Genomic DNA, 23,071 nt, shown 5'->3' with positions numbered 1-23,071 from the left:
CGCTGCGGGCATGATCCATCTTGAACGCCTGGACCACCTGGTCCTCACCGTCGCCGACATCGACCGCAGCTGTGATTTCTACCAGCGCGTGCTCGGCATGCAGGTCGTGCGCTTCGGCGCGGGTCGTACCGCGCTGCAGTTCGGCCAGCAGAAGATCAATCTGCATGCGGCCAGTGCTCCGCTGCAGCCGCATGCGCTGCGGCCCACGCCGGGCAGTGCCGACCTGTGCCTGGTCACGCGCATGGCGACAGTCGATGTGCTGTCCCACCTGCAGGCGCAGTCCGTTGCAGTGGAGGAGGGGCCGGTTGCGCGCACCGGCGCGCTGGGGCCGATCGAATCGGTGTATTTCCGCGACCCGGATGGCAACCTGATCGAAGTGAGTCGTTACCCCGGCGAGGCATGATCCTGCTTGGGTAGCGTCGAGCTTGCTCGACGGTGCTTGGCGCGAAATCAACAGCTGTCGAGCAAGCTCGACGCTACAGGGGGCGTTGCGCGCAACGGTAGGTAGCGCCGGGGCATGCCCGGCGAAGGTTCAGTTGGCCCAGACGCTGTTGGGATCGCCGTTGCGGGCGCGGCGCTGGCTGGCCACTGCCAGGCGGGCAAAGCCGAAGGCCATGGCCAGCGCGATGGCGTCGACCCAGAACAGCGGCCAGTGGCCACGCGCGGCGGCGCGCCAGAGCCAGTCACCATTGAGTGCGCCGTGCAGCACCGGTACCAGCGCGGTACTGATCGCCGCCGCCCACAGCAACTCGCGTGCGGCCTGCGCCGGGCGTCGCAGCGCGGCCCACAGCGCACAGGCCGCCCAACTGCCGAAGCAGGCCCAGCGGATGCCGCGATCGACCGCCGTCGGCGCCAGCCGCTCCAGCACCAGCGCGGTGACGAACGCGACCGAGATCGCCACGCACAGGCCGATGCACACGCCGACCGTCGCCCGCGCCATGTTCACCCCGGCGCGCGGCTGCTGCGGCTGGCGACGCTTGCGCCGCGACTCGATCCACAGCAGGTTGCCCGAATAGAACAGGAACGCACCGCCAAGGCCGAGCAGGAAGTACAGCCAGACCACCACGCCGTTGCCGAATTCGCCGAAGTGCAGCGCGTAGGCGGCGCTGAGCGTGGCGTGGTTGGCGTCGCGCTGGCCCGGCAGCTGCGAGGCCAGAACGTCGCCGGTGGCCACGTCCAGCGCCACCGCGCCAAGCGGGCCGAGCGTACCGGTGGATTCGCCGGTGATCTCGATGGTGGCATTGGCATCGCCGGCATTGGCCAGCTTCAGGTAGGCCGGCTCGAAGTTGGCCACGCCCTGTGCGCGGGCGACTTCAAGCGCGCGCGCATGCAGCACGCGCAGGCTGCCCGGCGGTGCCGGAATGCCACTGGCATCGCGCACGGGCGCGGTGTCCATCGCCGTCGGCACCGCCTGCAGCGCCTTGCCGTCGTAGATCAACGGGTTGAGCAGGGCCATCTGCACGAACACCAGGCAGAGCAGGGCACCGGTCACCGCGAACATCAGGTGGAAAGGCAGGCTGAGCACGCCGATCACGTTGTGCGCGTCCTGCCACAGCTGCTTCAGGTTGCGGCCCGGACGCAGCGCGAACAGGTCGCCGAGCAGCTTCGGCAGATGGATCACCAGGCCGCTGAGCAGTGCCATGCCGTACAGCAGGCTGACAATGCCCATCACGTAGATCCCGGCCACGGGCAGGCCGAGGCTGTAATGGAGCTCGTTGACCAGTTCGGCCAGTCCGGTCTGCGGTGGTGTGGGGCTGCCGGCGATCTGGCCGGGCCAGGCATAGCGCCAGCTGCCGTCATCGGCCTGCCAGTACGCAAGCGGCTGCGGGTGTTCGGCGCCGGGGAAGGTCATGCCGACGTGGCGGCGTGCCTCCGGATGCGCAGCCAGCACGTCTTCCAGCAGGTACTGCGCATCGTCCAGCCCGGCGGGCAGTGCGGTGGCGGCTCCCGGGGTCTGCCACAGTGGCAGGTCGTGATGGAACAGGGTCAGCGCACCTGCGTAGAAGGCCACGAACAGGCCGAAGCCGGCCACCAGGCCGACCCAGGTATGCAGGGTGGTGAACGTGCGCAGGGTCTGCGAACTGAACTTCATGGGAGAGGTCTCATTGCACCGCGCCGGTCAGGCGCAGCAGCCCGAGCATGGCGAAGCCGGCAGCGGCGCTGCCACCCAGCACCAGCCAGGCGCGCAGCGCGCTGCGGAAACTGAACGCCCACAGGGCGGCCAGCATCCACAGCGGGATGAAAGCGATCAGGGTCGGCACCAGCGCCCGCTGCCAGGGGCCGGGCGGTACCCATGCCAGCAGGCCGGTCGCGGCTGCGGCCAGGAAGAAGCCGGCCACGACGCCAGCGAAGGCGCGCGGCCACATCAGGGCGACTCCGTGCCGGGACGGTGCCAGGCGGCCAGCGCCGGCAACAGCATCGCGGCCAGCATCCAGGTGCACAACATCGCCACCAGGCCGGCGGCAAAGCCGAGCTCGGCCATCCACAGCCACAGCGCGGCGGCAGCGGCGACCAGGCCGATCTGGCGGCCCAGGCGGCCGGCGCGGCGCAGGCGCGGCCAGCGGCAATGCGGCGAAGCGGCATAGAAGGCCAGCGCCGAGAACATCGCTGCCAGCATGCCCAGGCTGCAGAAGCCGAGCGTGGAAAGGCCGACGGTGATCATTGCGGGCGGCCGGCGCGGCAGCGGGCCGGCGAACGCGGGGCACGGGCGGGGCCGGCGGAAGCCGGTCGGAGCGGGTGGCGCATCACGGGGTCCTGGGGGAAAGCGGGCAGGCTGGCACGGAGCGGCCTGCGCCGACATGGTAATCATTGCAATTTCACGCCGCCAGCGAGGCACATTCAGCCGACCGTACGGTAGTCCTTGGGCTTTCCGGTGCGCTGGTTTAAGATCATCGTAGAACCCTGACTGGAACAAGGTGGCCCGCGCCCAGCGCCGGCCGAGCGTGCGACATGAGCACTACCACCGCCCACTGTTGACCTGCCCCCGAAGGCCCTGTGTTCCAGGCGCCCTCGCGGCGCTTTTTTATTGCCCGGGCGCCGCCCCGGGAACGCTTTCCAGCCCGCCCAGCGGGCCCCGCACGAAGCCACTGCGATGATCAACATTACTCTTCCCGACGGCAGCCGCCGCGAATTTGAAAACCCCGTCAGCGTCATGGAGGTCGCCCAGTCGATCGGCGCCGGCCTGGCCAAGGCCACCATCGCCGGTGCCGTGGATGGCGTGCTGGTCGATGCCAGCGACGTCATCGACCACGATGCCAGCCTGCGCATCATCACCGCCAAGGACGAGGAGGGCGTGGAGATCATCCGCCACTCCTGCGCCCACCTGGTCGGCCACGCCGTCAAGCAGCTCTACCCGGACGTGAAGATGGTGATCGGCCCGGTGATCGCCGAAGGCTTCTATTACGACATCTACTCCGAGCGCCCGTTCACCCCGGACGACATGGCCGCGATCGAGAAGCGCATGGGCGAGCTGATCGCCCAGGACTACGACGTCATCAAGAAGATGACCCCGCGCGCCGAAGTGATCGAGATCTTCAAGGCCCGTGGCGAGGACTACAAGCTGCGCCTGATCGAGGACATGTCCGAGGACATCCAGGCGATGGGCATGTACTACCACCAGGAATACGTGGACATGTGCCGTGGCCCGCACGTGCCGAACACGCGCTTCCTGAAGGCCTTCAAGCTGACCCGCATCTCCGGCGCCTACTGGCGCGGCGACGCGCAGAACGAGCAGCTGCAGCGCATCTACGGCACCGCCTGGGCCGACAAGAAGCAGCTCGAGGCGTACATCAAGCGCATCGAAGAAGCTGAAATGCGCGACCACCGCCGCATCGGCAAGCAGCAGGACCTGTTCCACCTGCAGGAAGAAGCACCGGGCCTGGTGTTCTGGCACCCGAAGGGCTGGGCGCTGTGGCAGGTGGTCGAGCAGTACATGCGCAAGGTCTACCGCAACAGCGGCTATGGCGAAGTGCGCTGCCCGCAGATCCTGGACGTGAGCCTGTGGAAGAAGTCCGGTCACTGGGACAACTACCAGGACAACATGTTCTTCACCGAATCGGAGAAGCGCACGTACGCGGTCAAGCCGATGAACTGCCCGGGCCACATCCAGGTGTTCAACCAGGGCCTGCACAGCTACCGCGACCTGCCGATCCGCTATGGTGAGTTCGGTTCCTGCCATCGCAACGAGCCGTCCGGCGCGCTGCACGGCATCCTGCGCGTGCGTGGCTTCACCCAGGACGACGGCCACGTGTTCTGCACGGAAAACCAGATCGAGTCGGAAGTGACGGCCTTCCACCAGCAGGCGCTGGCGGTCTACCAGCACTTCGGTTTCGACGAGATCCAGATCAAGATCGCGCTGCGCCCGGAATCGCGCCTGGGTGACGACGCCACCTGGGACAAGGCCGAAGGCGCGCTGCGCTCGGCGCTGACCGCCTGTGGCGTGGAATGGCAGGAGCTGCCGGGCGAGGGCGCCTTCTACGGCCCGAAGATCGAGTACCACCTGAAGGATGCCATCGGCCGTACCTGGCAGCTGGGCACCATGCAGGTGGACTTCATGATGCCGGGCCGCCTGGGCGCCGAGTACGTGGACGAGAACAGCCAGAAGAAGCACCCGGTCATGCTGCACCGCGCCATCGTCGGCTCGATGGAGCGCTTCCTGGGCATCCTGATCGAGCACCACGCCGGCCAGTTCCCGGCCTGGCTGGCGCCGACCCAGGTGGTGGTGGCCAACATCACCGACGCCCAGGCCGACTACGTCTCGGGCGTGACCAAAACCCTTGCGGAGCAAGGCTTCCGCGTCAGCTCGGATTTGCGTAACGAGAAGATCGGCTATAAAATCCGCGAGCATACGTTGCAGCGCGTGCCCTACCTGCTGGTCATCGGTGACCGCGAGAAGGAAAATGGGGCTGTGGCGGTGCGTACGCGTTCTGGCGAAGACCTGGGCAGCATGAGCCTGCAGGCCTTCATCGAGCGGCTCCACGCCGAGGGCGCGTAAGCAAAGGTCCGGTCCGGGCGCACAGGCACCCGGACCGGTTCGATACCCTTGGGAGAACGTAATATCAGCACCCCTGACAACAAACAGAACCGCAAGAATCAGGAAATCCGTGTGCCGCGCGTCCGCGTGATCGGCAGTGACGGAGAAATGATCGGCGTGTTGTCGCGCGACGAAGCGCTGTCCATGGCCGAAGATGAAGGCCTGGACCTGGTCGAGATCCAGCCGCAGGCCGATCCGCCGGTCTGCAAGATCATGGACTTCGGCAAGTTCAAGTTCGAAGCGCAGAAGAAGGCCAGCGAGGCCAAGAAGAAGACCAAGCAGGTCGAGATCAAGGAAGTGAAGTTCCGTCCGGTCACGGACGAGGGCGACTACCAGATCAAGCTGCGCAAGATGCGCGGGTTCCTCGAAGATGGTGACAAGATCAAGGTCAACATCCGTTTCCGTGGCCGTGAAATGAGCCACCAGGAACTGGGTCGCGAAATGGCCAACCGGATCGAGACCGATCTGGGCGAGGACATCGTCATTGAATCCCGTCCGCGCCTGGAAGGGCGTCAGATGGTCATGATGATCGCGCCGAAGAAGAAGACCTGAGGCCTGACGGGCCGCCTTCCGGGGCGCCTGGCTGAAGGGTTCAGGGTGAGGGGACGCCGCTGGCGTCCCTTTGCTTTTGCAGGACGCCGGTGAATCGCCGGTAAAGGGTTGCAGGGGCTGGTGGCAGGGCGGTTTTGCCTGTATCATGCCCGGCTCGACCCACCCAGGACGGGTCGTACGCCGATCATGGCAGGACGGAAAGAGCGGCCCAGGCCGCCGCCAGATCAGTCAGAAACCAGGGTCATATCCCATCAAGGACATTGCAATGCCCAAGATCAAGACCAACCGGGCAGCGGCCAAGCGTTTCCGCAAGACCGCCTCGGGCAAGTACAAGTGCGGCCACGCCAACCGTAGCCACATCCTCACGAAGAAAGCGACCAAGCGTAAGCGTAATCTGCGTCAGACGGGCCATGTCCGTGCAGAAGACGCAGGCCGTCTGGACCGCATGCTCCCTTACCTCTGAGGAACTGAAAAATGGCACGAGTTAAGCGTGGCGTACAGGCGCGTCGCCGCCACAAGAAAATCCTGGATCTCGCCAAGGGCTATTACAACGCCCGCCGCAAGGTCTTCCGCGTCGCCAAGCAGGCGGTCATCAAGGCACAGCAGTACGCCTACATCGGCCGTAAGCAGAAGAAGCGCAACTTCCGTTCGCTGTGGATCACCCGTATCAATGCGGCTGCCCGCATCAACGGCCTGAGCTACAGCCGCTTCATGAACGGTCTGCTGAAGGCCGGCATCACCCTGGATCGCAAGGTCCTGGCTGACATCGCCGTGCACGACGCAGCCGGTTTTGCTGCGCTGGCCGAAAAGGCCAAGGGCGCGCTGGCGGCATAAGTCCTTCCCGATGCCGTAACCGTTCACTCGGACGGTGTCAGGTCAAGGCAATGCATGGGGAAGGGCGCAAGTCCTTCCCCATTCTTTTTTGGGTCCCGGCGAGGCCACGACGGCAGCGCGGGGACGGCGGTGGCGACAGGGGTCGGCCCTTCGCGCATCGCGATGGCAGATCGACTGGAGTTCCAGCCCCCCATGAGCGACATCCAATCCCTCACCACCCAGGCGCTGGCCGATGTGGCCGCCGCACAGAGCCCCGACGTGCTGGAGCAGCTGCGCGTGGCCCTGCTTGGCAAGAGCGGCAGCATCACCTCGCAGCTCAAGCAGCTCGGTGCCCTGCCGGCCGACGAGCGCAAGGCCGCCGGTGAAGCGATCAACCAGGCCCGCGACGTGCTGACCCGCGCGCTGGGCGAGCGCAAGGCGCTGCTGGAAGATGCGGCACTGGATGCGCGCCTGGCCGCCGAAGCCATCGACATCACCCTGCCGGGCCGCAATGGCGACCGTGCCGGCCTGCACCCGATCACCCGCACCCTGGAGCGCATCACCGGCATCTTCGGCCGGCTGGGCTACGAACTGTCGGAAGGGCCGGAGATCGAGGACGACTGGCACAACTTCGAGGCGCTGAACTTCCCGCCGCACCACCCGGCGCGCGCCATGCACGACACCTTCTACTTCGGCGACGGCCGCCTGCTGCGTACGCATACCTCCGGTGTGCAGGTGCGCTACATGGGCGACCACGCGCCGCCGCTGCGCATGATCGCCGCCGGCAAGGTGTACCGCAGCGACAGCGACCAGACCCACTCGCCGATGTTCCACCAGGTCGAAGGCCTGCTGGTCGACGAGCATTCGACCTTCGCCGACCTGAAGGGCACGCTGGCCGAGTTCGTGCGCGCGTTCTTCGAGCGCGATTTCGAGATGCGTTTCCGTCCCAGCTACTTCCCGTTCGTTGAACCGGGCGCGGAAGTGGACATCGCCTGGCAGCAGCCCGATGGCAGCACCCGCTGGCTGGAAGTGCTTGGCTGCGGCATGGTGCATCCGAACGTGCTGCGCAACGTCGGCATCGATCCGGAGCGCTACACCGGCTTTGCCTTCGGCATGGGCGTGGAGCGTTTCGCGATGCTGCGCTACGGCGTCAATGACCTGCGCGCGTTCTTCGAGAACGATGTGCGGTTCCTGAAGCAGTTCGCGTAACGCACTAGGTAGCGCCGGGCCATGCCCGGCGGACTCAACAACGCAGGCCCAGGCGCATGCGCCGGGCCCACCAGGGTGACACCATGAAATTCTCCGAAAACTGGCTGCGCAGCCACGTCCCGACCTCCGCCTCGCGCGATGAACTGAGCGCGGTGCTGACCGCCATCGGCCTGGAAGTGGAAGAGGTGACCGCACTTGGCGAAGGCCTCGACCACGTGGTCGTGGCACGCATCGTCGATGCCGTGCGCCATCCCGAAGCCGATCGCCTGCAGGTGTGCAAGGTCGATGCCGGGCAGGGCGAGCTGCTGCAGATCGTGTGTGGCGCGCCGAACGCGCGCCCGGGCCTGGTCGCGCCGCTGGCGATGGTCGGCGCGCAGATCGGCGAGCTGAAGATCAAGCCGGCCAAGCTGCGCGGCGTCGAGTCCAACGGCATGCTGTGCTCTGCCAAGGAGCTGGGCCTGGACAACGATGCCTCCGGCCTGCTGGAACTGCCGGACGACGCACCGGTCGGCCAGTCCCTGGTCGAGTATCTGGGGCTGCCGGACGCCAGCATCGAGATCAAGCTGACCCCGAACCGCGCCGACTGCTTCAGCCTTCGCGGCATCGCCTACGACGTCGCCGCGGCTACCCGCAGCGAAGTGCTGGATTTCGCCGCCGATGCCATTGCGCCGGTCGGCAGCCGTGAACTGTCGATCCAGCTCGACGCTGGCGCCGAAGCGCCGCGTTACCTGGGCCGCGTCATCGAAGGCGTCAACGCCGCCGCCAAGACCCCGCTGTGGATGGCCGAGCGCCTGCGCCGCAGCGGCGTGCGTCCGGTCTCGCTGCTGGTCGACATCACCCAGTACGTGATGCTGGAGCTGGGCCAGCCGATGCATGCCTACGACCTCGGCACCCTGCAGGGCAGCATCGCCGTGCGCCGTTCGCGTGCGGGCGAGAGCCTGAAGCTGCTGGACGGCCGCGATGCCGCGCTGGACGACAGTTTCCTGGTGGTCACCGATGCCGACCGTGCGGTCGGCCTGGCCGGCCTGATGGGGGGCTTCGACACCCGCGTCACCGATGACACCACTGCGGTGTTCCTGGAGGCCGCGCACTTCGCGCCGGCCGCGATCATGGGCCGTGGCCGCAAGCTGGGCCTGCACACCGATGCCGGTCACCGCTTCGAGCGTGGCGTCGATCCGGCACTGCCGCGCACCGCCATCGAATACGCCACCCGCCTGGTGCTTGACCTGGCCGGCGGTACGCCGGCGCCGGTCACCGAGGCCGTGCGCGCCGATGACCTGCCGCAGCCGGCGACGATCGTACTGCGCCGCGCACGCATCAGCCGCGTGCTGGGCATCACCATCGACGACGCCGAAGTCGAGCGCATCCTGCGCGCGCTGGGCATGGACGTGGCTGCCACGGCCGAGGGCTGGCAGGTCGCCGCGCCGAGCCGCCGCTTCGACATCGCCATCGAAGAAGACCTGATCGAGGAACTGGCCCGCATCCACGGTTACGAGCAGATCCCGACCACGCTGCCGGGCGGTGCCTCGCGCGTGGCGATGCCGAGCGAGACCCAGCTGGACGCGCTGAGCGTGCGTCGCCAGCTGATCGCCCGCGACCAGCAGGAAACCGTCAACTTTGCCTTCGTCGACGACGCGCTGCTGACCCAGTGGCAGCTGCGCGACGGCCTGGTACCGCTGGCCAACCCGCTGTCGGCCGAACTGGCGGTGATGCGCCCGTCGCTGCTGCCGGGCCTGGTCGCCACGCTGGGCCGCAACGCCGCTCGCCAGTTGGGTCGCGTGCGCCTGTTCGAGATCGGGCGTGTGTTCGCCCAGCAGGCCGGGGACGCGTCGCTCGGCGAAAGCCGGCCCGCACCGCTGGAAACCCCGCGCGTGGCCGCCGCCGTCTGTGGTGATGCGCAGGCGGTGCAGTGGGGCCTGCCGACCCGCAAGGTCGACTTCCACGACCTGAAGGGCGACCTGGAATCGCTGGCTGCTGCCAGTGGCGCGCAGCTGGAGTTCCGCCCCTCGGCCCGTCCCTATGGCCACCCGGCGCGTTCGGCCGAGGTGTTCCGCGATGGCGTGGCGATTGGCTGGATCGGCCAGATCCACCCGCGCCTGGCCAGGGCGATGGACATCGAAGCCGACGTGTACGCCTTCGAACTGGACCTGGAACCGCTGACCGCCCGTCGCCTGCCGCGTGCAGGCGAGCTGTCGCGCTTCCCGGCAGTGCGCCGCGACCTGGCGTTCCTGGTGCCTGAGCAGGTGGCCTGGGCCGACCTGGCGGCGACCGTCCGCCAGGCCGCCGGCCCGCTGCTGCGCGACCTGAACCTGTTCGACCGCTATGTTGGCCAGGGCGTCGAGCCGGGCTTCAAGAGTCTCGCTATGGGCTTGATTTTGCAGGACAAGTCGCGCACTCTGACGGACCGCGACGTGGATGCGGTGGTGGCCGAGGCGGTCACTGCCATCGAGCGTGAACACCACGCCCGGATCCGCGGCTGAGCGGGCAGCACTCGGGGGTAGCAGGCAATGGCATTGACCAAGGCGGAGATGGCGGAAAAGCTGTTCGACGAAGTCGGTCTGAACAAGCGTGAAGCCAAGGAATTCGTCGACGCGTTTTTCGATGTGCTGCGTGAAGCATTGGAACAGGGACGTCAGGTGAAGCTGTCGGGCTTCGGTAATTTCGATCTGCGGCGCAAGAACCAGCGCCCGGGTCGCAACCCCAAGACCGGCGAGGAAATTCCGATTTCCGCCCGTACGGTGGTCACCTTCCGTCCGGGCCAGAAGCTCAAGGAGAGGGTGGAGGCTTATGCTGGATCCGGGCAGTAACCGCGAACTACCGCCGATCCCGGCCAAGCGCTACTTCACAATTGGTGAGGTCAGCGAGCTGTGCGACGTCAAGCCGCACGTCCTGCGCTACTGGGAAACCGAGTTTCCCAGCCTTGAGCCGGCCAAGCGCCGAGGCAACCGCCGCTACTACCAGCGCCATGACGTGCTGATGGTGCGGCAGATCCGCAGCCTGCTGTACGAACAGGGCTACACCATCGGTGGTGCCCGCCTGCGCCTGGATGGCCCCGATGCCCGCGAGGAATCGGCGCTGAGCAACCAGATCATCAAGCAGGTGCGCATGGAGCTGGAAGAAGTGCTGCAGTTGTTGCGCCGCTGATCCCATTTCCATCGTAATCCGCTATACTTCACGGCCCGCCGCACTGGCGGGCACATCGCAGCATCAGTCGGGGCGTAGCGCAGCCTGGTAGCGCATCTGCCTGGGGGGCAGAGGGTCGTCGGTTCGAATCCGGCCGTCCCGACCACTGTGATGAATCAAGGAGCCTGCGCAGCAATGCGCGGGCTTTTTTGTGCGCTCTGCAGATGCTGATCAGTCTTCCGCGAAGCGGTAGATGAGTTCCGGATCGCCTTCATCCAGGCCATGCACGATGCCGCTGCCCACGAAGCCGGCGGCAGCGAGCAGGCGTTGCATGCCCGTGTTGGAGGCATTGGTCGAGGTGAACAGCTTGCCGCCACCGCGCCACGTGATCGCGTGCCCCAGCAGGATGGCGCCGATGCCCTGGCTGCGCTGTTCGCGCGCCACCATCAACATTTCAATGAAGGCTTCGCCAAAGAAGTGGTGATGGATGACCAGGTAGCCGACGATCTTGCCGTCCTGCTCGGCGACCTGCACGACGCCGTGCGCCAGCCAGTCGGCAATCTGCATGATCCGCCGTGGGTCAGTGGCTGCCACGCTGTCGAGCGCGATCAAGGCATCTGCGTCCTGCGGAATGCCGTCGCGCAGGTGCGGAGAAGAGGACGTCCGGTTCATCGCGGGCGCAGCTTCAGCAACAGGCCGCCACCCGACACAAAGCAGGCGAGCAGGACGGCAATCGACAGCGGCAGGTGGAATTCACTGCGACCGAACAGGGCAAAGGCCAGATGGATCAGTGCCGTGCTAATGCCCAGCCCCCCGCAAGCCAGTGCATAGCTGCGCGCCGTGGATGTGCCCAGCACGATCTGGCGATAACCCCAAAGCACGGCGCCGACTGCGAACAGGTTGAACAGCAGGAAGCCCTGGATGCCACCGGGGACATGGAACATGGCCCATTCCTGCCAGAATGCAGCGTCGATCTGATGCAGGATCAACGCCAGCAGCGTCGCCAGATACCATCGTTCCATGTCGTGCTCCCTGCCGTGCAGGCCATAGTCTATCGACTCCGCCTGGCACGCACGCCTGCTCGATGCAGCCAGCGCGCGGCCGGCAGTCAATACACACGAAACTCGGCACGGCAGCCGTCGCTGACCCACACCCCACGGCGGTCCCAGCCCCAGTTGCGGTCCTCGATGCAGGCTGTCACCGATTTCTGCCTGACCAGCCGTACCTCATGGCGCACGCGAATCCGGCACTCCTTGTCCTTGTTCTCGTAGGACTCGCAGACCAGGCGTTCGCCCTCGTTGTCGCGATCACGGCTGCGGCCACGTCCCGGCCAGCGGCCGTGTTCGTCGGCAACGAACTCGGCGCGGCAGCCGTCGGTCACCCACAGCATGCGACGGCTCTGGCCCCAGTTCTGGTTTTCCACGCAACGGGTCACCGACAGCTGCCTGGCCAGGCGCATCGGTCCCTCGATGGGGCATTGCTCGGTCTTGTTGAACTGGGATTCGCAGCGCAGCGCTGGAATGTGATCAGTGTCGTAGTCCTGGGCGGCCACGGCGGTGGCGGCCAGCAGCAGGGCAAGGGCGGCGCCGGTGATCGGCAGCAGCGGGCGAAGGGTCATGGGGGGGGCCTCGGGCGGGGATTCGGGCGGCAAGAATGACCCAGCACGGGGCCGTCGGAACGCATCGTTCCGGAAGCGGCTCAGGAGGGATTTAGTAGTGCGCACCAGCCCATGCAGAGGCTTACATCCCGTATCATCGCTGCACATCCGATCGCATCGGTTTACACCTTCTTACATGTCTTCCACGCCTGTCGGCGCAGCCTGTGGCTGCCGTCACTGGTGTGCGGGCGGCCTGCGGGGGAGGATGCGCGGACCACGACGACCACAGGGGGTTGCGTTGATCAGCAGTACCGTCATTCATCGCTCGGCCGACGCAGGTGGCGCCGAGGTGCGGGTCCTGGACACTACGTTCAAGGGCAAGCATGTGTTCGTTGCCTGGGGGCTGCGCGGGCCGGAACTGACCCGCAGCGCGGACCCGGCTGCCACTGTGGCTGCGCGCAAGGCATTGCATGCCGTTGCCGGGCATAGTGAAGGGCCGCGCAGCCCGGAAGTGTTCATCGCCAACCAGTCGGCGGTGGCGATCACGGTCTATCGGCTGCTTACCGACGCACGCTCTGGTGACGCCATCTTCTTCCTGTGCGATTCACCGGCGGTGGTCGAGTGGCTGATCACCGCGCTGGAAGTGCAGGGCGCGGACTGATTCCGCGCTCCGGCGCGCATTGATTCAAGCCAGGGCCGTGTCCACGGCGGCCCGCGCATGCAGGGCGGTGGTATCGAACAGCGGCACTGCACTGTCCTCCGGGCGTACCAGCAGCATGATCTCGGTGCAGCCAAGAATGATTGCTTCGGCACCGCGCGCCACCAGTCGCGCGATCACGCCGGCATAGACCTGTCGTGAGTGCTCGCTGACCACACCAGCGATCAACTCCTGGTAGATGATGTCGTGCACGCTGCGACGATCATCGGCTTCGGGTACCAGCACCTCCAGTCCGAAGCGATCCTGCAGCCGGCCGCGGTAGAAGTCCTGTTCCATGGTGAAGGCGGTGCCGAGCAGGCCCACCTTGCGTGCGCCTGCCTGCACGATGGCCTGGGCGGTGGGGTCGGTGATATGCAGCAGCGGCAGCGTGCAGGCCGCCTCGATGCGATCGGTCAGCTTGTGCATGTATTGGTGCAGATCAGCAGCAGGTCGGCGCCGCCCGCCTGCAGGCGCCGCGCGCCATCGACCATGTGGTCACCCAGGGTGTCCCAGTCGCCCTCGTGCTGCAGCTGCTTGATGCCGGCGAAATCCACCGACCACAGCAGCAGCTGTGCCGAGTGTGCACCGCCGAGCCGCCGCCGTACCTCCTCGTTGATGAGCCGGTAGTACTGGGCCGAGCTTTCCCAGCTCATGCCACCAATCAGGCCAAGGGTCTTCATGCGCCGCTCCGTGCCAGGAGCCCTCATTGCAGCACAGATGGTGCCCGGTTGCCGATGGCGGCGATCTGTAACCACCACATCCATGCTGCGCTGTGTGTGCCGCGGCAGGCCCGGCGCACTCTATGCTGGTTGGATCTTCTGAAGTGGATGTGCGCTATGGCCCTGCATACCTGGTGGTGGTTCCTCGCCACGGTGTTCGTTCTGTGTGGTACGCCGGGGCCGAACATGCTGCATATCCTCGGTCGCAGCGTCGGGCTGGGGTTCCGTGGCAGTGTGCCGGCGATGGCCGGCTGCCTGCTGGCGATGCTGCTGGTGCTGGCGGCCTCCGCAGCAGGCCTGAGTGCGCTGCTGCATTCCTCGCCGATGCTGTTCGAGGTGCTGCGCTATCTGGGCGTGGCCTATCTGGCCTGGCTGGGCCTGAAGGCATGGCGTGACAGTTGCCGGCCGGCACCGCCGGTGACGGTCGATGCTACGCCGCCGGTTGCGGCCTCGCTGGGCGCGTGGAAGGTGTTCCGTGGTGGCCTTCTGGTGGGCCTGAGCAATCCCAAGCTGCTGCTGTTCGCGGCGGCGTTCCTGCCGCAGTTCGTCGACCCATCACGCGACCAGGCGCTGCAGTACAGCGTGCTGGTGGCCACCTTCGCCGCGTGCGAACTGTTCTGGTACGTGATGTATGCGGCCGGTGGCCATGGCCTTCGCCGCTGGTTGGCCAAGCCGTTTGCGCGACGCTGGTTCGAGCGCCTGGTGGGCAGCGTGTTCCTGGCGTTTGCCGTCGCGCTGCTGCGCTTCCGTCCGCGCTGATTCACGCCGCGCACGCGGCCTGTTCACGATTGCCACATCGGCCACGGCCTAGCCTGATCGTCCAGTACGCAGTCCCCGCAGGGAAAGGTTTGACATGATCAAGTGGGCCATCATCTTCGCCGTCATCGGTGTGATCGCAGGCGTGCTCGGCTTCGGTGGCATTGCCGGTGCCGCGGTCGGTATCGCCAAGTTCCTGTTCTGGGCCGGCATCATCATCGCCGTGGTGCTGTTCCTGCTCGGCATGACCGTAGCGAAGAAGGTCAGCTAGCGTTGATCGCGCAGCAGTGTGCTCAGTGCGCGCTGCTGCGCGAGAACAGGTTGATCACCAGTACGCCGGCGCAGATCAGGCCGATGCCGGTCAACGCCGGTGCATCCAGGCGCTGCTTGAACACCACCAGCCCGATCAGTGAGATCAGCACGATGCCGACGCCGGACCAGATTGCGTAGGCGATGCCGGTCGGGATCGACTTCATGGTCATCGACAGCAGGTAGAAGCACAGCCCGTAGCCGACCAGTGCGCCCAGTGTCGGCGCCAGCCGGCTCATGCCGTCGGATGCCTTCAGCAGTGATGTGGCAATCACTTCCAGCACGATGGCAGCGGCAAGGTAGAAGTAGGGATTCATCGAGCGCTCCAGCTCACTGCGGGTCGCACAGTTTCAGGGCCTGTTCGGCCATGGCCAATGCATTGGCACGTTCTTCCTCGTCCAGCGGACGCCCATAGGCCGTGGCCCAGTAGCCATCGGCAGCGCAGCGCGCCGCGTACAGCCGTGGGTCGCCGGCTTCGCCAGGGAACTCGGCCAGCATCGCGCGCTTCCAGTTGCGCCAGTGCGCAAGCAGGCCCGGTTCCATCAGGTTGCCCAAGGTCAGGCCGATGTCGTTGTCCTGCTCCTGCTGCAGCAGATGCTCGAAGTTGGCCTGCACATAGGCGCGGCTGAAACGGCCATGGCCTTCGGGGTTTTCCTGCAGCAGGGCGCGCACGCGCGCTTCGAATTCTCCAATCAGCGCTCCGATGGCTTCATCCACCAGCACCTGCTTGCTGCTGAAATGATGGAACAACGCACCCTTGCTGACACCGGCGGCCTGCGCGACGTCCTGCACGGTCAGCGCGGCCAGGCCGTTACGGCCGATCACTTCAATGGTGGCCTGCAGCAGTGACTGGCGCACGCTGTCGGGCGCCTTGCGGCGCGAACGGGAGGGGGATGCGGACATGGCGGGAAGAAACCGACTGGACGGTACGATTGTAACGCAGGCCCGCCGCGTTACCGCGCGCTGCCGGCCATGGCCGGCAGCGGAACCCTCATGCGTCGACGCGGGCGAAACGCGGTTGCGGTCCGTGCTCGCCGGGCACCTGCTCGACGAACATGGCGTACGGGCGTACCCACAGGCCACCTTCGCCATACAGCGCGCGGTACAGCACCATCGGCTGCAGGGTCTCGCTGCTGCGGACGATGTCGAGCACTTCGTACTCGCCACCCTTGAAGTGGCGGTAGCGGCCTGTGGCCAGGGTGGGGAGCGGACTCAGCTCAGCCATGGGCGGCGCGACTCACTTGCGCGCCGGGCTGGCCGGCTTCGCGCAGTAGGCATCGATGGCTTCGGCGGTGTTGGCCAGGCCCTGTGCCTGCGCCAGTTCCCACGGACGTTCGCAACGCTGGCTGAGCTCGCACCACTGGTAGCCGGCCGAACCGATGCAACCGTGGGCATCGCGGTCGCCACCGACCTTCGGCGTGGCGGGTGAAGTGGCCGCCGTATCGGCACGCGCAGCGGCCTGATGCTGGTTGGCACAGGCGGACAGCACCAGCAGGGCTGGAATCAGAAGAAGCGCTTTCATCGGGCGGGCTCCGTGCCTAAAGCGACAGTGTCTGTCGCAAATAGCCCTGCAGCAAGCGCTCAGTGCATGGCGGCGCGGATCAGTTCCTCGATCAGCACGAGGTAGCTGGCCACGAAATAGAACTTCAGCAGCGTCCAACGCTGCTGCGAGAAGAAGGTGCGCATGTGGAAGGGGCCCCTGTTGATGACGGTAGTGTGAAGCCCGGCTGACTCCGTGACAAGAATCACGGAATGAACAGGCTAAATGGACTCAGGGATGTGAGGGCAGGCAAGGGCTGACCGGAGGGCGCGGCATTTTCGTACAAATCTGATGGGCCACCCCTGAGGTGATCGCTAGCCTGAAGGTGTACCGGCACGTGGACCGTCCGCCTGCCGTCGCATCCTTCCATCCGCAGGAGCCCCTCATGGTCATTACCGTTCAACGCAACGCCCGGCACTGGTCCGTGCTGGATCCGCAGGTGCATGACGCAACCCGATATGCGCGGGGCGCCGAGGCTTTCGATGTCGCCGCGGCGCGGGCCCTCGAGCACCACCGTCGCACCGGCCAGCGCAGCACGGTGCGGGTCGAGGCGCTCGGCAGCGCGGTGGATGCCCTGCACGTAGGAGACTGACGCCGGTCATTGCGGTGCAGTCAGCTACGGTTGCGTTGTTTGAATGGGGAAAAACCGGCGTCACGCGCCCCCCTGTGCGCCGTGCCGCGAATCCCGGATGCTTGCGCCATCGTATTCATCTGGAGATCTCGATGGGCAAGGCACTCACCTGGCGTACCCTGGCCTGCACCCTGCTGCCGATGCTGGCGGCGGGTAGCGCCCAGGCGCAGAGCTATGGCTACGGCTATGACGACGACCGCTACGGTGGCCGCGAAGGCAGCGGCATCGTGCGCTGCGAGTCGATCAAGAACCGTAGCAACGAGTGCCGTCTGGAGGGCCGCGCGCGGATGATCCGCCAGTTGTCCGGCTCGCCGTGCGTGGAAGGTGAGACCTGGGGCCAGTCGCGCTATGGCGTCTGGGTGACCCAGGGCTGCCGCGCCGAGTTCGTCGGCGAGTACCGTCGTGGCGGTGGCTGGGGCAATGGGGGGGGCTGGGGCAACGGCAACGGCAACGGTTGGGGCGGCGGTGAGGTGATCACCTGTCATTCCAATGGGCATCGCCAGGAGTACTGCGACGCCCGCATCCGCCGCGGCGTGCGCCTGGTTCGCCAGGATTCGCGCAGTGCCTGCATCGAGGGCCAGACCTGGGGCTGGGATCGTCGTGGCATCTGGGTCAGCGACGGCTGCCGGGCACAGTTCCAGGTGAACTGAGCGTGCCCCTCTAAAATCAGAAAAATCTGATACAGCTCACATTTTGAATTGCCGTATCTTCTGCGATCAGGGCATCTCTGTGTGTCCCTGATCTGTTGCGACGATGCCTGCCGTGATCGGCAGGAATGTCCCGCTACCGTCGATACGCTGCCTCAAGGAGTGAGCCGCATGTTGATCCGCCTGCAATGCGAACAGCGCCAATGGCGCGTGCTGCATCCGGACCGGCCGGAGCCGATCGATTTCCGCGACGGTGCCCGCGCCTTCGACTTCGCTGAAACCCTGGCGCGCCTGCACTTTGTCGATACCGGGCAGCGCGCCGCGGTGCGCGTGGAAGCCAGCGGCGCCTTCGTTGAAGCGGTCAGCTACGGCTGAGGGCGGGGGTGTCAGGCCAGATCCTGTTTCCTGGCCCCGCTATCCACGCCATGCGCGGATCCACTGGGTGGCAATCGGTCTCAGCCCGCCGCGCTCAGCGGCGGGGTACCTGTGGCCAGCTGCGGCCAACGCTTGAGCACGGCCGCACGGATGCCCGCGGCGTCGATACCTGCTTCGGCCAGCAGGTCCTCGCGGCTGGCATGGTGCTGGTAGCTGTCGGGCAGGCCCAGGTGCAGGATCGGGCGCAGCACGCCTTCGGCATTGAGCAGCTCGCCGACGCCTGAACCGGCGCCACCGGCCACCACGTTGTCTTCGATCGTCACCAGGCCCTCGTGCTGGGCGGCGACAGCCAGCACCAGCTCGCGGTCCAGCGGCTTGATGAAACGCATGTTGACCACGCTCAGGCCGAGTTCGCGGCCGACCTGCTCGGCGGCGGCCACGGTGCTGCCGAAGGCGAGCAGGGCAATGCGGCTGCCCTGCAGGCGCAGTTCGCCCTTGCCGATCGGCAGGGTGGACAGGTCGGTGCCGGCTGCAACGCCGGTGCCGGTGCCGCGCGGGTAGCGCACGGCGGCCGGGCCCGGGTGCTGCAGGCCGGTGCTGAGCATCTGCCGGCACTCGGCTTCGTTGGACGGTGCCATCACCACCAGGTTGGGCACGCAGCGCAGGAAGCTCAGGTCGAGGTTGCCGGCATGGGTCGCACCGTCCGGGCCGACCACGCCGGCGCGATCGATCGCGAACAGCACGTCCAGGTCCTGGATCGCCACGTCATGTACCAGCTGGTCGTACGCGCGCTGCAGGAAGGTCGAGTAGATCGCCACCACCGGCTTGCCACCCTGGGTGGCCATGCCGGCGGCGAGGGTGACCGCATGCTGTTCGGCAATCGCCACGTCGAAATAGCGCTGCGGGTATTCCTTGCTGAAACGCACCAGGCCGGAGCCTTCGCGCATCGCCGGGGTGATGCCGTACAGGCGGGGCTCGGCGGCGGCGGCATCGCACAGCCAGTCGCTGAACACATCGGTATAGGTCGGCTTCTTGGCACCGGCCTTGGCCACCAGGCCCTTGTCCGGATCGAACGGGCCCACGGCGTGGTAACCGATCTGGTCGCCTTCGGCCGGCTCGTAGCCCTTGCCCTTGGTGGTCATCACGTGCAGCAGCTTCGGGCCCTTGGAGGCGCGCAGCGTCTTCAGCGTGGACAGCAGGGCGGGCATGTCGTGGCCGTCGATCGGGCCGGTGTAGTGGAAGCCCATCTCCTCGAACATCGTGGACGGCACGAACATGCCCTTCCAGTGTTCTTCCCAGCGCTTCACGAAACGCGCCGGGTTGTTCTTCTTGTCACCGAGGATCTTCTTGCCGCCTTCGCGCAGCGCATTGAGCGTGCGGCTGCCGGTGGCACGGCCGAGCATCTTGGTCAGGCCGCCGACCGCCTCGGAGATCGACATGTTGTTGTCGTTGAGGACCACCAGCAGGTTCGGTTCCGGGTCCATGCCGCCGGCGTGCATCAGCGCTTCGAAGGCCATGCCGGCGGTCATCGCACCGTCACCGATCACCGCCACGATCTTGCGGTCGTCGCCTTCGGACTGGCGGGCAATGGCCATGCCGAGTGCCGCCGAGATCGAGGTGGAGGAGTGGCCGACGCCAAAGGTGTCGTATTCGCTCTCCTCGCGCTTCGGGAATGGCGCGACGCCGTCCTTCTGCTTGACGGTGTGGATCTGGTCGCGGCGCCCGGTCAGGATCTTGTGCGGGTAGGTCTGGTGACCGACGTCCCAGACCAGCTGGTCGACCGGAGTCTGGTACAGGTAGTGCAGGGCCACGGTGAGTTCGATCACGCCCAGGCCGGCGGCGAAGTGGCCACCGCTCTTGCCCACCGATTCGATGAGGTAGGCGCGCAGTTCGTCGGCAACCGCCCTCAGTTCGGATTCGTCGAACGTGCGCAGGTCATCCGGCGTTTGGATGCGCGCGAGGCGGGGATAGCGGGCAGAGTCGATCATCATGTTCGCACTTTTTCTGAATGCCCATTTTCGCCCTCAAACGGGGGTGGGGCAAGCAAACGCCGCCGTCCGTGACAGGACGGTGAGGGTTGCATTTTCAGGCGTTCAGGTGCTCAGTTTCGATCGCTTGGGCAATTGCGCCTTCAGGAAGGCCATCTGGTCGGCCAGGATGTTGCGGTTGGACAGGATCAGGTGCTCGATCCAGCTGGGCCGGTAGGGCACGGCCAGCAGCGGCATTCCGGCCTGCTGCGGGGTGCGGTCGCTCTTGCGCGAGTTGCAGTGGAAACAGGCGGTGACCACGTTTTCCCAGCAGTCCAGGCCGCCCTTGGACAGTGGCACGACGTGGTCGCGGGTGAGCGTGGGGCGGTTGAACTGCTGGCCGCAGTACATGCACAGGTGGGCGTCGCGGGCGAACAGGGCCGGGTTGGTCAGGTTCGGCGTGGGGTCGATCGCGCGGGAGCGGGCATGGCCACGCGCGGCGATGATCGGGTGCAGGTCCATGCCGCTCTGCAGGCCGCTGAAGCGATTGGTGCCGCCGTGGATGTGCAGGCAGGGATCGCCCAGCGTCCAGGCCACCGCTTCGCGGGCGTAGAGGCACGCCGCATCCTGCCAGGTGATCCAGTCCAGTACGCGTCCGTGGGCATCAAGCGAGAGCAGCCGGACCGAACCGGGGCGATGCAGCGTCGTGGCGTTGGGCGATGCTTCGGCGCCCGGAGCAGAAAACGGAGCTCCGGCTTCGATCAGACCCAAGCGTGTAGTGTCTGTCTCCATCGGGAGAACAGCTTATACCTGAATGTTGACGATTTGTGTATCGCCTGTCGGCGATACGCAAATCGCAACGATTCAGGTCCGCGCATTCCTCCTAATCCCCCGCACCTGTCGGTGCGCCCCCTTTAGCAACCCAGCCCGCCGTTGGCGCGCTGGGTTGCCCGCGCATTCTTCCTAATCCCCCGCACCTGTCGGTGCGCCCCCTTTAGCAACCCAGCCCGCCGTTGGCGCGCTGGGTTGCCCGCGCATTCTTCCTAATCCCCGCGCCTGTCGGCGCGCCCCCTTTAACAAAAGGGGGCTCTTCTCCAGAGGGATTTAGGGGGTTCTCATCCACGCGTGGCGTGGATCTGCAGCAGCGGAAATCTGTCGAAGGCGGGGTGGGTCCGGTTGCGGGGGCGTGAGCGCCATGGATGGCGCGATCGAGGCTAAAGGAACGTATTTGCGCCGTCCCCCGCAATTGGACCCACCTCGCCATCCCGCAGGAAGCCAGCTATTGCGGTTGCCGGCCAGCAGCCCGGCTCAGGCGCCGAAGCGCTCGTCGTCCATCGCCATCAGCGGGGCGGCGCCGGCCTGGATGGCGGCGGCGTGGCTGAGGGTGCGCGGCAGCACGCGGGCGAAGTAGAACCGCGCGGTCTCGCGCTTGCCCTGGGCGAAGGCGGCGCCGTGCGCGCTGGCGTCGGCGGCGGCCACGCTGCGGGCCCACCAGTAGGCCAGCACCACGTAGCCCGAATAGAACAGGTAGTCGTAGCTGGCTGCGCCCAGTTCGTCCGGATTGCCGGCCGCGCGCTGCAGCACGTCCAGGGTCAGCTTGCCCCATTCGGCGGCCTTGGCGCGCAGCGGGCCGATGAACTCGGCCAGCGCTTCGTTGCCCTCGTGTTCCTTGGCGAAGGCTTCGATCTCGGCCAGCATCAGCTTCAGGCCGGCGCCCTGGCTGGAGGCGGTCTTGCGGCCGATCAGGTCCAGCGCCTGGATGCCGGTGGTGCCTTCATACAGCGTGGTGATGCGTGCATCGCGGGCCAGCTGCTCCATGCCGTGTTCGCGGATATAGCCGTGGCCACCGAAGCACTGCAGCGCGTTGTAGGTGTTCTCGATGCCCCATTCGGTCTGGCAGGCCTTGGAAATCGGGGTGAGGAAGCTGACCAGGGTGTCGGCGCGCTCGCGCTCGGCGGCGTCCTCGGCGTGGTGGGCGACGTCGATCAGGGTGGCGGCGTGCAGGGCCAGCAGGCGGCTGCCCTCGACCAGTGACTTCACCGTCAGCAGCATGCGGCGCACATCCGGGTGGACCAGGATCGGGTCGGCCGGCTTGTCCGGGAACTTGGCGCCGCTGAGGGCGCGTGACTGCAGGCGCTCACGGCTGTACTTCAGCGCGTTCTGGTAGGCACGCTCGGACAGGCCGATGCCCTGCAGGCCGACACCCAGGCGCGCGGTGTTCATCATGGTGAACATCGCCTGCAGGCCCTTGTGCGGCTGGCCCACCAGGTAGCCCTGCGCACCATCGAAGTTCATCACGCAGGTGACCGAGCCCTTGATGCCCATCTTGTGCTCGATCGAACCGCAGCGCAGCGCGTTGCGCTCGCCGACATTGCCCTCGCGGTCGACCTTGAACTTGGGCGTGACGAACAGCGAGATGCCCTTGGCGCCCGGAGGGGCGTCGGGCAGCTTGGCCAGCACCAGGTGCACGATGTTTTCGGTCAGGTCGTGCTCGCCGGCGGTGATGAAGATCTTGGTGCCGGTGATCGAGTAGCTGCCGTCGGCGTTCGGCTCGGCCTTGGTCTTCAGCAGGCCCAGGTCGGTACCGCAGTGCGGCTCGGTCAGGCACATGGTGCCGGTCCAGCGGCCCTCGATCAGCGGTTTCAGGAAGGCCTCGTGCTGCCAGGCCTCGCCGTGCTGCTTCAGCGCTTCGATGGCGCCGTGCGAGAGCAGCGGGAAGTTGCCCCACGCCAGGTTGGCGGCGTTGATCATTTCGTTGAGCGGCACGCCCAGAGTGTGCGGCAGGCCCTGGCCACCCAGTTCCGGCGAGGCGGTCAGGCCGGTCCAGCCGCCATCGACGAACTGGTCGTAGGCCTGCTTGAAGCCGGGCGGGGTGGTCACTTCACCGGTGGCCTGGTCGAGCACGCAGCCGATCTCATCGCCAACGCTGTTGAGCGGGGCCAGCACGGTGGCGCTGAAACGGCCAGCTTCTTCCAGCACGGCATCGACCACGTCGGCGGTGGCGTCGGTGAAGCCCAGGCGGGCGAACAGGGGTTCGACCTTGAGCACGTCGTGCAGGGCGAAACGGAGGTCGGAAAGCGGGGCGGTGTAGCTGCTCATCGGTA

General features: G+C 66.5%; 28 protein-coding genes, 1 tRNA gene and 1 pseudogene. 16 read left to right on the top strand and 14 right to left on the bottom strand.

Annotated features, from left to right (window positions below):
• Positions 1-10: 10 nt before the first annotated feature.
• Positions 11-403, top strand: a complete 393-nt coding sequence (locus AC5P5S_RS02620) for a VOC family protein (RefSeq protein ID WP_005410442.1) — start codon at positions 11-13, stop codon at positions 401-403.
• 129 nt (positions 404-532) lie between these two features.
• On the opposite strand, the gene AC5P5S_RS02615 is transcribed toward AC5P5S_RS02620, so the two are convergent.
• From AC5P5S_RS02615 to AC5P5S_RS02605, 3 genes are read right to left on the bottom strand one after another with little or no spacing between them, the layout of a single operon-like run.
• Positions 533-2,092: a PepSY-associated TM helix domain-containing protein gene (locus AC5P5S_RS02615; RefSeq protein WP_005414066.1), complete on the bottom strand. Its 1,560-nt coding sequence runs from the start codon at positions 2,090-2,092 to the stop codon at positions 533-535.
• Between the two features lie 10 nt (positions 2,093-2,102).
• Entirely contained in the window at positions 2,103-2,366 is a 264-nt protein-coding gene (locus tag AC5P5S_RS02610; protein ID WP_033835141.1) for a hypothetical protein, read from the bottom strand.
• Positions 2,366-2,662 (bottom strand): hypothetical protein, encoded by a 297-nt coding sequence (locus tag AC5P5S_RS02605; protein WP_005410439.1) that lies wholly within the window; start codon positions 2,660-2,662, stop codon positions 2,366-2,368. The genes AC5P5S_RS02610 and AC5P5S_RS02605 overlap by 1 nt, the downstream gene beginning before the upstream one ends.
• Before the next feature lie 429 nt (positions 2,663-3,091).
• Between AC5P5S_RS02605 and thrS the strand changes: the two genes are divergently transcribed.
• The 9 genes from thrS to AC5P5S_RS02560 all read left to right on the top strand — a co-directional run bounded on the left by thrS (position 3,092) and on the right by AC5P5S_RS02560 (position 10,895).
• The gene (gene thrS / locus AC5P5S_RS02600) at positions 3,092-4,993 is read left to right on the top strand and encodes a threonine--tRNA ligase (RefSeq protein WP_005414065.1); all 1,902 of its coding nucleotides are present in this window, start codon (positions 3,092-3,094) and stop codon (positions 4,991-4,993) included.
• Positions 4,994-5,041: 48 nt separating this feature from the next.
• Positions 5,042-5,584 (top strand): translation initiation factor IF-3, encoded by a 543-nt coding sequence (gene infC, locus AC5P5S_RS02595; RefSeq protein WP_005410437.1) that lies wholly within the window; start codon positions 5,042-5,044, stop codon positions 5,582-5,584.
• A gap of 265 nt (positions 5,585-5,849) precedes the next feature.
• The gene (rpmI, locus tag AC5P5S_RS02590; RefSeq protein ID WP_005410436.1) at positions 5,850-6,047 is read left to right on the top strand and encodes a 50S ribosomal protein L35; all 198 of its coding nucleotides are present in this window, start codon (positions 5,850-5,852) and stop codon (positions 6,045-6,047) included.
• Between the two features lie 11 nt (positions 6,048-6,058).
• Complete coding sequence (gene rplT, locus AC5P5S_RS02585; RefSeq protein ID WP_005410435.1) at positions 6,059-6,418, top strand: 50S ribosomal protein L20; 360 nt, start codon at positions 6,059-6,061, stop codon at positions 6,416-6,418.
• A 192-nt stretch (positions 6,419-6,610) separates the two neighbouring features.
• Positions 6,611-7,606, top strand: a complete 996-nt coding sequence (locus AC5P5S_RS02580; RefSeq protein ID WP_005410434.1) for a phenylalanine--tRNA ligase subunit alpha — start codon at positions 6,611-6,613, stop codon at positions 7,604-7,606.
• Positions 7,607-7,689: 83 nt separating this feature from the next.
• Complete coding sequence (gene pheT, locus AC5P5S_RS02575; protein WP_062606517.1) at positions 7,690-10,086, top strand: phenylalanine--tRNA ligase subunit beta; 2,397 nt, start codon at positions 7,690-7,692, stop codon at positions 10,084-10,086.
• A 27-nt stretch (positions 10,087-10,113) separates the two neighbouring features.
• Entirely contained in the window at positions 10,114-10,413 is a 300-nt protein-coding gene (locus AC5P5S_RS02570) for an integration host factor subunit alpha (protein WP_005410432.1), read from the top strand.
• Positions 10,394-10,750: a MerR family transcriptional regulator gene (locus AC5P5S_RS02565; RefSeq protein WP_005410431.1), complete on the top strand. Its 357-nt coding sequence runs from the start codon at positions 10,394-10,396 to the stop codon at positions 10,748-10,750. Before AC5P5S_RS02570 ends, AC5P5S_RS02565 begins: the two co-directional genes overlap by 20 nt.
• A 68-nt stretch (positions 10,751-10,818) precedes the next feature.
• Positions 10,819-10,895, top strand: a tRNA-Pro gene (locus AC5P5S_RS02560).
• 65 nt (positions 10,896-10,960) lie between these two features.
• On the opposite strand, the gene AC5P5S_RS02555 is transcribed toward AC5P5S_RS02560, so the two are convergent.
• The 3 genes from AC5P5S_RS02555 to AC5P5S_RS02545 are packed head-to-tail and all read right to left on the bottom strand — an operon-like array spanning position 10,961 to position 12,347.
• Positions 10,961-11,401 carry a GNAT family N-acetyltransferase gene (locus AC5P5S_RS02555; protein ID WP_062606471.1) on the bottom strand — a complete coding sequence of 147 codons (441 nt, stop codon included), beginning with the start codon at positions 11,399-11,401 and terminating at the stop codon, positions 10,961-10,963.
• Positions 11,398-11,841, bottom strand: coding sequence for a DUF6713 family protein (locus AC5P5S_RS02550; protein WP_495205355.1), 444 nt, complete (start codon positions 11,839-11,841; stop codon positions 11,398-11,400). The genes AC5P5S_RS02555 and AC5P5S_RS02550 overlap by 4 nt, the downstream gene beginning before the upstream one ends.
• A complete protein-coding gene (locus AC5P5S_RS02545) occupies positions 11,838-12,347 on the bottom strand; it encodes a DUF3011 domain-containing protein (RefSeq protein ID WP_062606472.1) in 510 nt (169 codons plus the stop codon). Before AC5P5S_RS02545 ends, AC5P5S_RS02550 begins: the two co-directional genes overlap by 4 nt.
• 244 nt (positions 12,348-12,591) lie before the next feature.
• Between AC5P5S_RS02545 and AC5P5S_RS02540 the strand changes: the two genes are divergently transcribed.
• On the top strand, positions 12,592-12,987 hold the full coding sequence (locus tag AC5P5S_RS02540; protein WP_032965929.1) for a hypothetical protein: 396 nt from the start codon (positions 12,592-12,594) through the stop codon (positions 12,985-12,987).
• A gap of 24 nt (positions 12,988-13,011) precedes the next feature.
• Here the strand turns inward: AC5P5S_RS02540 and AC5P5S_RS02535 are convergent.
• Positions 13,012-13,703: pseudogene (locus tag AC5P5S_RS02535) on the bottom strand (aspartate/glutamate racemase family protein).
• 156 nt (positions 13,704-13,859) lie between these two features.
• On the opposite strand from AC5P5S_RS02535, the gene AC5P5S_RS02530 reads away from it, so the two are divergent.
• Together AC5P5S_RS02530 and AC5P5S_RS02525 are read left to right on the top strand one after the other, a co-directional pair.
• Positions 13,860-14,501: a LysE family translocator gene (locus tag AC5P5S_RS02530; protein ID WP_062606474.1), complete on the top strand. Its 642-nt coding sequence runs from the start codon at positions 13,860-13,862 to the stop codon at positions 14,499-14,501.
• A gap of 94 nt (positions 14,502-14,595) precedes the next feature.
• Positions 14,596-14,769 carry a DUF1328 domain-containing protein gene (locus AC5P5S_RS02525; protein ID WP_005410424.1) on the top strand — a complete coding sequence of 58 codons (174 nt, stop codon included), beginning with the start codon at positions 14,596-14,598 and terminating at the stop codon, positions 14,767-14,769.
• A 22-nt stretch (positions 14,770-14,791) separates the two neighbouring features.
• Here AC5P5S_RS02525 and AC5P5S_RS02520 read toward each other — a convergent pair whose 3' ends face one another.
• From AC5P5S_RS02520 to AC5P5S_RS02505, 4 genes are all read right to left on the bottom strand, one after another.
• On the bottom strand, positions 14,792-15,124 hold the full coding sequence (locus AC5P5S_RS02520) for an SMR family transporter (RefSeq protein WP_062606476.1): 333 nt from the start codon (positions 15,122-15,124) through the stop codon (positions 14,792-14,794).
• 13 nt (positions 15,125-15,137) lie between these two features.
• Entirely contained in the window at positions 15,138-15,710 is a 573-nt protein-coding gene (locus tag AC5P5S_RS02515; RefSeq protein ID WP_012480869.1) for a TetR/AcrR family transcriptional regulator, read from the bottom strand.
• An 88-nt stretch (positions 15,711-15,798) separates the two neighbouring features.
• A complete protein-coding gene (locus tag AC5P5S_RS02510; protein WP_059034964.1) occupies positions 15,799-16,032 on the bottom strand; it encodes a DUF1653 domain-containing protein in 234 nt (77 codons plus the stop codon).
• A 12-nt stretch (positions 16,033-16,044) separates the two neighbouring features.
• Positions 16,045-16,329 (bottom strand): hypothetical protein, encoded by a 285-nt coding sequence (locus AC5P5S_RS02505; RefSeq protein WP_062606478.1) that lies wholly within the window; start codon positions 16,327-16,329, stop codon positions 16,045-16,047.
• A 403-nt stretch (positions 16,330-16,732) separates the two neighbouring features.
• On the opposite strand from AC5P5S_RS02505, the gene AC5P5S_RS02500 reads away from it, so the two are divergent.
• The 3 genes from AC5P5S_RS02500 to AC5P5S_RS02490 all read left to right on the top strand — a co-directional run bounded on the left by AC5P5S_RS02500 (position 16,733) and on the right by AC5P5S_RS02490 (position 18,000).
• Positions 16,733-16,939: a hypothetical protein gene (locus AC5P5S_RS02500; protein ID WP_005410418.1), complete on the top strand. Its 207-nt coding sequence runs from the start codon at positions 16,733-16,735 to the stop codon at positions 16,937-16,939.
• Between the two features lie 131 nt (positions 16,940-17,070).
• Entirely contained in the window at positions 17,071-17,628 is a 558-nt protein-coding gene (locus AC5P5S_RS02495; RefSeq protein ID WP_049397303.1) for a DUF3011 domain-containing protein, read from the top strand.
• Between the two features lie 168 nt (positions 17,629-17,796).
• Positions 17,797-18,000, top strand: coding sequence for a hypothetical protein (locus AC5P5S_RS02490; RefSeq protein WP_005410416.1), 204 nt, complete (start codon positions 17,797-17,799; stop codon positions 17,998-18,000).
• Between the two features lie 80 nt (positions 18,001-18,080).
• Here AC5P5S_RS02490 and dxs read toward each other — a convergent pair whose 3' ends face one another.
• The 3 genes from dxs to AC5P5S_RS02475 all read right to left on the bottom strand — a co-directional run bounded on the left by dxs (position 18,081) and on the right by AC5P5S_RS02475 (position 23,066).
• Positions 18,081-19,988 (bottom strand): 1-deoxy-D-xylulose-5-phosphate synthase, encoded by a 1,908-nt coding sequence (dxs, locus tag AC5P5S_RS02485; protein ID WP_062606519.1) that lies wholly within the window; start codon positions 19,986-19,988, stop codon positions 18,081-18,083.
• A gap of 105 nt (positions 19,989-20,093) precedes the next feature.
• Positions 20,094-20,759, bottom strand: coding sequence for an HNH endonuclease (locus AC5P5S_RS02480; RefSeq protein WP_005410414.1), 666 nt, complete (start codon positions 20,757-20,759; stop codon positions 20,094-20,096).
• Between the two features lie 516 nt (positions 20,760-21,275).
• Positions 21,276-23,066, bottom strand: a complete 1,791-nt coding sequence (locus tag AC5P5S_RS02475) for an acyl-CoA dehydrogenase C-terminal domain-containing protein (protein WP_087803667.1) — start codon at positions 23,064-23,066, stop codon at positions 21,276-21,278.
• Between the last annotated feature and the right edge of the window lie 5 nt (positions 23,067-23,071).

It is taken from the genome of Stenotrophomonas sp. YJH_SMC_54, assembly GCF_059368435.1.
This window is presented reverse-complemented; position numbering and strand designations above follow the sequence as displayed.